Source organism: Halomonas sp. 707D4, from assembly GCF_024158685.1.
Classification (GTDB): Bacteria; Pseudomonadota; Gammaproteobacteria; order Pseudomonadales; family Halomonadaceae; genus Vreelandella.
Map to the genome: position 1 here is coordinate 1 of NZ_JAMZBD010000085.1, position 9,015 is coordinate 9,015.

The window sequence follows — 9,015 nt, forward strand, 5'->3', positions numbered from 1 at the left end:
ACCCGATTCCAAGAGACGCGCACGACCGGCATGTTCACCCTGGCGACCAACCTCTCCTCGCTCGTGGCGCAGAAGCACCTGCGCGCCAGCCAGCAGGCCATCCAGACCTCCATGCAGCGGCTCTCCTCGGGGCTGCGGATCAACAGCGCAAAGGACGACCCGGCGGGCCAGGCGATCGCCAACCGCATGGGCGCGCAGATTCGCGGCATGCACCAGGCCATTCGCAACACCAACGACGGCATCTCGATGGTGCAGACCGCCGAAGGCACCCTCGACCAGATCAACGACAACCTGCAGCGTATCCGCGAGCTCACCGTTCAGGCGGGCAACGGCACCTACAACGCCCAGGACCTGCGCTCGATCCAGGACGAGATCGACCAGCGCCTGGAGGAGATCGACCGGCTCGCCGGGCAGAGCAATTTCAACGGCGTGGGGCTGATGGAGGAGAAGACCCTCGGCATCCAGGTCGGCGCCAACAGCGGCGACACCATCGGCGTGCGCATGGCCACCATGAACGTCGACGCGCTGGGGCTTGCCGGCTTCAGCGTGCTCGCCGGCGAGGCGAGTGAAAAACCCACAAACCTGCTCGACGGTGCCATCAAGACCCTCGATCGCCAGCGAAGCTACCTCGGCGCGGTGCAGAACCGCTTCGAGAGCGTGATCGACGGGCTGGAAAACGGTATCGTCAATCTCTCCGCCGCCCAGTCGCGGATCCAGGACACCGACTACGCCCGGGAAGTCTCCAACCTGATCCGCGCCCAGATCCTCCAACAGGCGGGCGTGGCGATCCTCGCCCAGGCCAACCAGCAGCCCAGTCTCATCCTGCGGCTGCTCGACGGCCTGTAACGCTCCGCCCTCGATTCATTCCAGGCCAGCCTTTTCACGACTGGCCCGGCGGCCCAAAGGGGGGTGACCGTGTGCTCGCATTCCTTATCGGAATGCGTTGAGCGTTTTTTTTCGTTTGTGCTGCCCGCGCCCGATTGGTTTGATAGCGCCACTCACCAGCCATGATGGAGAAGCAGTGGCGATGGATCTTCCCAATATCAGCGCCTCCCTGGGCGTCATCCACCCCGTCTGTATCGCGCGCGGCCGCAACGCCGACGTATGGGACGAACAGGGGCGCCGCTACATCGACTTCATCGGCGGCATCGGCGTGCTCAACCTGGGCCACTGTCCTTCGGCGGTGGTCGAGGCGGTCAAGGCGCAGGTGGAGACGCTGATGCACTCGGCGTTCAATGCCGTGCCCCACCGTGGCTACCTGGACGTGGCCAAGGCGCTCGAGCGCTTCGTGCCGCTCTCCTTCGAGGCCACCTGCATGCTCACCAACAGCGGCGCCGAAGCGATGGAGAACGCGCTCAAGGTGGCGCGCGGGGTGACGGGCCGCCAGGCGGTGCTGGCCTTCGACGACGCCTTTCACGGGCGCACCCTGGCGGCGCTGAACCTGAACGGCAAGGTCAAGCCCTACAAGAACCGCCTGGGGGCGCTGCCCGGCCCGGTCTACCATCTGCCGTTCCCGAGTGCCGACAGCGGCGTGAGCGCCGAGCAGGCGCTGGCGGCCCTGGAGCGGGTATTCGAGGTCGAGGTGCCGGCGGACGAGGTGGCCTGTATCGTGGTCGAGCCGGTGCAGGGCGAAGGCGGGTTTCGCATGCTGTGCCCACGCTTTGCCAAGGCGCTGCGCGCGCTGTGCGATACCCACGGTATCGTGCTGATCTGCGACGAGATCCAGTCGGGTTTCGGACGCACCGGGCGGCGCTTCGCCTATACGCACCTAGGCATCGAGCCCGATATCGTGCTGATGGGCAAGAGCATGGCCGCCGGACTTCCGCTGGCGGCGCTGGTCGGGCGCGCCGAGATGATGGGCGCCTTGCCCAGGGGCGGGCTCGGCGGCACCTACTCGGGTAACGCCGTTGCCTGTGCCGCCGCCCTGGCGGTGATGGAGATCATGAGCGAAGAGGCGCTCGCGGGCTGGGCAAGCGCCCAGGAGGCGATGATCGTCGACGCCCACCGGCGCTGGCGCGAGAGCGGGCGCTTTCCCATGCTCGGCGCTTTGACCGGGATCGGCGCGATGCGCGGCATCGTCTTCGAGGACACCGCCAGCGCCACCGGCGCCGAGCATCTCGATGCCTTGCTGGCCGCCGGTCGCGAGGCGGGGGTGCTATTGATGCCCAGCGGCCGCCGGCGCAACGTGCTGCGCCTGCTGGCGCCCCTGACCACCGAGCCCGAGGTGCTGGCCGAAGGACTCGACATGATCGAGCGGGCGCTAGAGGCGCTGACCGCGTGAGCACCATCCAACTGAACAACACAACACCGTGAGGATGCCATGACCACCTATCTTTCGACCGACGACGTACGCGACCGCTTCTCCAAGGCCATGTCGGCCATGTATCAGGAGGAGGTGCCGCAGTACACCACGCTTCTGGACCTGGTGGCCGAGGTCAACCGGGAGACGCTGGCCGCGCAGCCCGAGCTCGCTCGTCGCCTGGAGGCCCAGAGCGAGCTTTCGCGGCTGAGCGTCGAGCGTCACGGCGCGATCCGCGTCGGCACCGCCGAGGAGCTCGCCATGCTGCGCCGGCTGTTCGCGGTCATGGGCATGCACCCGGTGGGTTACTACAATCTCTCGGAAGCGGGCGTGCCGGTCCACTCCACGGCGTTTCGCCCCATCGACGATGACGCGCTGGCCAGAAACCCCTTTCGCGTCTTCACCTCGCTGCTGCGCCTCGAACTGATCGAGGACGCGGCGCTGCGCGAGCGCGCCGCCGAGATCCTCGCCCGACGCGACATCTTCACTGCTGGTGCGCGGGAGCTGATCGCACGTCACGAGTCCCAGGGCGGGCTCGACGCCGAGCAGGCGGACGCCTTCGTCAAGGAAGCGCTCGAGACCTTCCGCTGGCACCGTGAGGCCACCGTCGATCACGCCACCTATCAGGCGCTGCACGACGAACATCGGCTGATCGCCGACGTGGTGTGCTTTCGTGGCCCTCACATCAACCACCTGACCCCGCGTACCCTGGACATCGACGAGGTGCAGCGGCGCATGCCGGCGGTGGGGATCAACCCGAAGGCCGTGATCGAAGGGCCGCCGCGCCGCGAGCGCCCCATCCTGCTGCGCCAGACCAGCTTCAAGGCGCTGGAGGAGACCATTCGTTTCGCCGGCGACCACGAGGGCACCCACACCGCGCGCTTCGGCGAGATCGAGCAGCGCGGCGTGGCGCTGACGCCCAAGGGCCGGGCGCTCTACGACCGGCTGCTGACGAAGGGGCGCCAGCAAAGCGACGGCAAGGAGAACGACGCCCACCAGCAGGTGATGGCAAAGGTCTTCAGCGACTTTCCGGACGACGCTGCCGGCCTGCGCCGCGAAGCGCTGGCCTTCTTCCACTACCACCTGACCGAGCAGGGGCGTGGCTACCGGGGCGAGGAGCGTGATCTCGAGCGGCTGATCGAGCAGGGCGTGGTCGAGGCGCACCCGATCACCTACGAGGACTTCCTGCCCGTCAGCGCCGCCGGTATCTTCCAGTCGAACCTCGGCGGCGAGGCGAGCGGCGCCTACGCCGGCAACGCCAATCGCGAGGCCTTCGAGGCCGCGCTCGGCGCCCCGGTCACCGACGAGCTCGCGCTCTACGCCGAGCGTGAGCAGGCCTCCCGGCGCCAGGTGCTGGAAAGCCTCGGCGACTGACCGACTTAGGTCCCGCCCGACTCGGGGCGGGGCCTCCCCACGTTACGCTCCTTTTTTTCCCGCTTTTTGCCCCGTTGCGCGGCCTACTCGACGAGTTCGCTGCGGGTGATCTCGGCGCAGGCGACGATGTGGTCGACGAAGCGACGCACGTTGGCAAGCTCTCCCAGGTGCTCCGGATAGACCAGATAGTAGGCACTGGCGCTTTGAAAGCGATAGGGCCAGGCGATCGCCAACTGCCCGGCGGCGAGCTCCTCGTCCACGGTGAAGCGCGGCACCAGCGCCACCCCGCCGCCGGCCATGGCCGTGCGTACCAGCATGGGGAACGTCTCGAAGCGGGTGCCGTGATAGCTGCGATCGGTGGCGATACCCTGGTCGGCGAACCAGTGGTGCCAGGCATCCGGGCGGGTCGACAGGTGCAAGAGCGCAAGCTCGGCAAGCTGTGAGGCGCTCTGCACCGGGTGATGGGCCAGCAGCGCCGGCGCGGCGACCGCCACCATGCGCTCGTCGAAGAGCTTGTGGCAGGCCAGGTCCGGCCAACTGCCGTGACCGTAGAAGAACGCGATGTCGATGTCCTGCTGCTCGAGGTCGAAATCCTCCACCCGGTCGTGGAACTCGAGGCTGATGCCCGGATGGGCGGCCAGGAAGGCGGGAAGCTTGCTGGCCAGCCAGCGGCTGCCGAAGCTCGGCAGGGTCGCCACCTTGAGCACCTCGCTGTTGCCGCTGTAGGTCATGATCGCCTGGGTCGACATGTCGAGCTGGGTGAGCACCTTGCGCACGTCGCTCAGGAAGATCGCGCCTTCCGGCGTCAGCAGCAGGCTGCGCCGCACCCGGCGAAACAGCTTGTGCTGCAGCGAGGACTCGAGCTGGGCGACTTGCTTGCTGACCGCGCTCTGGGTCAGATTCAGCTCGTCGGCGGCGCGGGTGAAGCTCATGTGGCGCGCAGCCGCTTCGAAGCACTGCATCGCGGTGGTAGACGGAAGATTGCGAGAAAACACGCGTGGGGCTCCTGATGACCGATCCACCCTCCCGGCGGCGGGACCGGGAGGATAGCTCAAAGCCGCCGCGCTTACGAGATGGCGGGCGCCTCCGGGCGTCGGCGCTGCAGCCAGCCGATGACGACCATGGCGAGAAGCCCCGCGCCGGTGGTGAGAAGCTCCGGTACCACCATCGCCAGGCCCGCCGCCAGCAGCACCAGCCGCTCCCAGGGGCGGGAATCGCGCAGGAAGTAGCCGATCAAGGCGCTGCTGACGCCCATGATGCCGATCAGCGAGAAGGCCAGCGCGCCCAGGATGCCCAGCGGGGTGGCGTCGACCATCACCAGCATCGGGTTGTAGATGAAGGCGTAGGGAATGACGAAGGCACCGATGGCGAGCTTGACCGCGGTGAAGCCGGTCAGCATCGGGTTGGCCCGGGCGATGCCGGCGCCGGCGAAGGCGGCCAGGCACACCGGCGGCGTGATGTCGGCGATGATGCCGAAGTAGAACACGAACAGATGCACCGCCATGGGCGGCAGGCCGAACTCGTTGATCAATGCCGGCGCCGCGATGGTGGCGGTGACCACGTAGTTGGCGGTGGTGGGCAGGCCCATGCCCAGCACGATGCAGGCCACCATGGTGAACAGCAGCGCCAGGATCAGCACGCCGTCGGCCAGGCTGATGATGCCGGCGGCGAACTTGGCGCCGAGCCCGGTCATGCCGACCACCCCTGCGATGATGCCAGCACAGGCCACCGCCGCGATGACCGGCAGCGCCACGCGCGCCCCCTGCTCGAGAATCTCCAGCACCTTCTTGAGGTTCGGGCGCGTTTCCCTGCGGATGAAGCTCACCGCGAAGGCGCAGGCGATGCCCAGAAGCGCGGCGCGCTGGGCGGTGAAACCGGCGCTGATGGTGGCCACGATGACCAGCAGCGGCAGCAGCATATAGCCCTTCTCGAGCATCAGCTTGCGCTTGCTCGGCAGCTCCTCCTTGGGCAGGCCGAGGATGCGGTGGCGCTTGGCCTCGAAGTGCACGCCGATGAAGATGCCGGCGAAGTAGAGCACCGCGGGAATCAGCGCCGCGAGCATGATCTCGCGGTAGGAGACCCCCACGTACTCGACCATGATGAAGGCCGCCGCCCCCATCAGCGGTGGCATGATCTGCCCGCCGGTCGAGGCCGAGGCCTCGACGGCGCCGGCCACCTCCGGCTTGAAGCGGGCGTTCTTCATCATCGGGATGGTGAACGAGCCCGAGGCCACGGTGTTGCCGATCGAACTGCCGGAGATCATGCCCTGCAGGGCGCTGGCGATGACCGCCGCCTTGCCGGAGCCGCCGGTGAAGCGCCCGGTGACGGCGAAGGCCAGGTCGTTGAAGAAGCGCCCGACGCCGGTGTGCATCAGCACCACGCCGAAGAACAGGAACAGGAAGATGAAGCGCGCCGAGATCTGCAAGGGCGTGCCGAAGACGCCGCTTTCACGAAACCAGAGGTAGGGCGAGACCTGCTCGAGGGCGAAGCCGGGATGCGAGAGCAGCGGGCTCGGGATGAGATTGCCAAGCAGCGCATAGGCGATGGCCAGCGCGGCCATGATGACGATCGGAAGCCCGACCGTACGCCGGGTCGCTTCCAGCACGAACAGCACGCCCAGCGCCGCCACGGCCAGATCCAGGCTGGTATAGCCGGTCACCCGGGCGCGCAGCACCTCCTCGTAGAAGAGGATCTTGTAGTAGGCGGTGAAGGTGGCCACGAAGGCCAGCACCACGTCGTACCAGGGCACCGATTTCTTGCGGCCCGCGCCCCGGGTGGCGGGGAACAGCAGGAAGATCATGCCCAGCGCCATGCCCAGGTGCACCGCGCCCTGTTTCTGGGAGGGCAGGGTGCCGAAGTAGCCGGTATAGAGATGAAAGCAGGTGAGCGAGATGCCCATCAGGGTGATCACCCAGGCCCACTTGCCAAGCTGCAGGGGCGAGCGGGTGTTGGACTCGCGGTCGTACTTTTCCAGCAGCGACGCTTCTAGCGTGGCCGCATCGTCAGGTGTTTTTTTTTATCCACGTCGAAACCTCAGGCGGATGGCGCCGCGGGGCAAGCCCGCGGCGCGGATGAAGAGTTAATCGGCGAGCTCGTCAAGGCTCGCGATGCCGCTGCTCTCGCGCGTCACGACCTGGATCACCTCGGGGTAGATATGGCCGATGAACGCGACGTTGTCGATGGCACCGCTCTCGAATTCGCCACGGCCGGCGATGGCGTCCTGGGCCGGCGCGTGCACGGTCATGCCCAGGTCCATGCGGTCGTCACGGATGCTGACCAGGTTCTCGATGGAGGCACCGGTCTCGATGTTGGTGAAGTTCTGGCCGTCGAGGTAGCGGTTCCAGATGGTCGCCATCTCGCCGCCGAGCGGGTAGTAGGTGCCACCCTGGCTGCCGGTGCCCAGCACGTACTCGCTCTTGGCCGAGATGTCGTCCAGGCTCGCCACCGGGTTGTCGACGGTCAGGCCCTGCTCCTCGTAGTAGCGCTTGGCGCCGGGATGGATCGGCAGGCCCTCGGCGCCGTTCAGGGCGTTCTCCAGGGTGATGAAGGCCGACTGGGCGTGGGTGTTCTCTCCCGCGTGCTCGTGCATCAGGCGAGCGAGCTCGTAGCCCAGTTCCTCGTCGATGGTGTGGGTGTTGCCCACCAGCACCGCGTAGGCGGTGATGGTCTCGACATCCTCGTCCTGGAAGTCGTAGCTGCCCGCCGGAATGGTGAAGCGGCGGTAGGCGCTGTTGGACTCGATGTAGTCGATCGCGGCATCGCTCAAGCCCAGAAGGCGCACGTCGCCGCTGGAGGCCTGCAGGTTCTCGATGCTGCCGGAGGGCAGCCCCAGGATACCGATGGAGATATCGATGTTGCCGTCCTGGACACCGTCGAGGGCGGCGCCGAAGCCTTCCTGATAGGAGTTGTACTTGTCGCTGCCGATACCGTAGGCATCGAACAGCAGCTGGGAAACGCCCTGGGTGGTGCTGGCGGGCGGCCCGATGGCGATGTTGGGGGTCTTGCTCTCGTCGCCGCAGCCGGCCAGCAGCAGGCCGGCACCGACGCCGCACAGCGCCTTGGAAAGGGAAGGCTTCATATCAACTCCTGCTCGTTCGAACTCTTGTAATCGTCGCCGCCTCGTCGTGACCGGCGGGAAGGTCAAGGGGAAGGCGGCCTATTGTTCACGGGTCGTGCACGCCGCACAAAAGAAATTAAGTTGTATATGCATTCCTTTTGGTCATGGCCCGAAACCTGCGAGGCCGGGCATCGGCGAGATGCCCGGCCTCGAGTCGTGACCGGAATGCGGGCCGGGGGCCTAGTCGATGATGCCCTGCTCGCGGGCCATCGCGTAGGCCGCCTGGGGGCCGTTCCACAGCGACGGCAGCAGAAACAGCGAGACCGGCACCGCGGTGATCACGATGAACTGCTGGAGCGCGGCGATCTGGCCTTCGCGCATGGCCAGCAGCACCGCCGCCATGATGGCCATGATGACGCCCCAGAAGGCGCGCATGAACGCACTCGGCTTGTCGTGACCGGCGCCGACCATGGCGATGGAGTAGCTCATGGAGTCGCCGGTGGTGGCCACGAAGATGGTGGTCAGCAGCAGGATCGCCAGGGCCATCCAGGTGCCGCCGGGCAGTGCCTGGGCGACCGTCAGGGTGGCGATGTCGAACTGGAAGTTGGTCAGCGCATCGGTCAGCTCGATGGCGCCGGTCAGCTGGTAGTAGATCCCCGAGCCGCCGAGCAGGGTGAACCACACCGTGGTGGCGATCGGCGCCATGACGGCGACGGCGAAGATCATCTCGCGGATGGTGCGCCCGCGGGAGATGCGCGCCACGAAGATCGCCATCAACGGGGCGAAGGCGATGAACCAGGCGTAGAAGAACACGATCCACCACTGCATCCACTCCGCCGGGGCGGTCTCGGCGGTCAGGGTGACCATCTTGAAGAAATCGCCCAGGTAGGTGCCCATGGCGCTGAAGTAGCTGTTGAACAGAAACAGCGTCGGGCCGAACAGAAAGATGATGCCGCCGATGGCCAGCGCCAGTATGACGTTGACGCGGCTCAGAAACTGCATGCCTTTCTGGACACCGCTCACCGAGGAGAGCACGTACACCGCGCCCAGCACGACCAGCACGGCGAGCTTGGTGAAGAAGTTGTTGGGCAGGCCGAACAGGTCGTGCAGGCCGAAGCTCACCTGGGTGGCCAGAAAGCCCACCGGGCCGACGGTGCCCGCCACCACGGCGATCACGCAGCAGGCGTCGATCAACCCGCCGAGCGGGCCGCGCAACAGCCGTTCACCGAACACCGGGTAGAGCAGCGTGCGCGGCTGCAGCGGCTGGCCCTTCACGTAGTGGGCG

7 protein-coding genes are annotated in these 9,015 nt (G+C 66.9%); 3 read left to right on the forward strand and 4 right to left on the reverse strand.

Translation table 11 applies throughout. The features are described 5' to 3' along the window. Positions 1-30: 30 nt before the first annotated feature. The 3 genes from BIS11_RS05655 (at position 31) to BIS11_RS05665 (ending at position 3,673) form a co-directional block, all read left to right on the forward strand. A complete protein-coding gene (locus BIS11_RS05655; RefSeq protein ID WP_253421817.1) occupies positions 31-846 on the forward strand; it encodes a flagellin in 816 nt (271 codons plus the stop codon). A 181-nt stretch (positions 847-1,027) separates the two neighbouring features. After that, positions 1,028-2,281: an aspartate aminotransferase family protein gene (locus tag BIS11_RS05660; RefSeq protein WP_253421813.1), complete on the forward strand. Its 1,254-nt coding sequence runs from the start codon at positions 1,028-1,030 to the stop codon at positions 2,279-2,281. Positions 2,282-2,320: 39 nt separating this feature from the next. Further along, positions 2,321-3,673, forward strand: a complete 1,353-nt coding sequence (locus tag BIS11_RS05665) for a VOC family protein (protein ID WP_253421808.1) — start codon at positions 2,321-2,323, stop codon at positions 3,671-3,673. Between the two features lie 83 nt (positions 3,674-3,756). On the opposite strand, the gene BIS11_RS05670 is transcribed toward BIS11_RS05665, so the two are convergent. From BIS11_RS05670 to BIS11_RS05685, 4 genes are all read right to left on the reverse strand, one after another. Next, positions 3,757-4,668, reverse strand: coding sequence for a LysR substrate-binding domain-containing protein (locus BIS11_RS05670; RefSeq protein ID WP_253421805.1), 912 nt, complete (start codon positions 4,666-4,668; stop codon positions 3,757-3,759). Positions 4,669-4,739: 71 nt separating this feature from the next. Next, the gene (locus BIS11_RS05675) at positions 4,740-6,584 is read right to left on the reverse strand and encodes a TRAP transporter permease (protein ID WP_253585804.1); all 1,845 of its coding nucleotides are present in this window, start codon (positions 6,582-6,584) and stop codon (positions 4,740-4,742) included. Positions 6,585-6,752: 168 nt separating this feature from the next. Next, positions 6,753-7,751, reverse strand: coding sequence for a TAXI family TRAP transporter solute-binding subunit (locus tag BIS11_RS05680; RefSeq protein WP_253426091.1), 999 nt, complete (start codon positions 7,749-7,751; stop codon positions 6,753-6,755). 219 nt (positions 7,752-7,970) lie between these two features. Further along, the coding region (locus BIS11_RS05685) for a BCCT family transporter (protein WP_253585805.1) at positions 7,971-9,015 on the reverse strand (1,045 nt) is incomplete at its 5' end.

Coding starts and splice junctions, on each gene's coding strand:
- BIS11_RS05660 (WP_253421813.1), top strand. CDS start 1,028: ATGGATCTTCCCAATATCAGCGCCTCCCTGGGCGTCATCCACCCCGTC.
- BIS11_RS05665 (WP_253421808.1), top strand. CDS start 2,321: ATGACCACCTATCTTTCGACCGACGACGTACGCGACCGCTTCTCCAAG.
- BIS11_RS05655 (WP_253421817.1), top strand. CDS start 31: ATGTTCACCCTGGCGACCAACCTCTCCTCGCTCGTGGCGCAGAAGCAC.
- BIS11_RS05680 (WP_253426091.1), bottom strand. CDS start 7,751: ATGAAGCCTTCCCTTTCCAAGGCGCTGTGCGGCGTCGGTGCCGGCCTG.